General features: G+C 47.9%; 1 protein-coding gene. It reads left to right on the forward strand.

Annotated features, from left to right (window positions below; all coding sequences use genetic code 11):
• A partial coding sequence (locus M3087_RS14295) for a hypothetical protein (protein ID WP_249096845.1) occupies positions 1-253 on the forward strand: 253 nt, incomplete at its 5' end.
• Positions 254-380: the final 127 nt, after the last annotated feature.

Consider the following 380-nt stretch of genomic DNA (forward strand, 5'->3'; position numbering starts at 1 on the left):
CGTTGTTGGACCGGGCGACCAGACCGGTCGCCCCTACATTCGTGTGGTGAACGTTCCGGAATTGCGTTTTGACAAAATGTCAAACGAAGGGGGCTACAATGCCCTTCCTCGCACCAAAATACGATTTGGTGGATTCGGAGGGTCTTCTCGGGCGATTCGCAAAATACAGATTGATGCAGACAGGGGTATTGGAACAACATTTCGGAGGGTGTTGGGAACGGATGGGTGTCCTTTTTCTTTTTCCGGTTCCTAATGGGACCCTTTTTATTACCTTCCGATTTGTTGACAGTACCCTTCTTCTAGAAAGTGAAACTCACTTCTTTTTACTTCCATTCTCCAAAGATTTGACTTCCGGGCGCGAAACAATTGTGTTTGGCAGG

Source organism: Mediterranea sp. ET5 (assembly GCF_023337025.1).
GTDB lineage: Bacteria > Bacteroidota > Bacteroidia > Bacteroidales > Bacteroidaceae > Phocaeicola_A.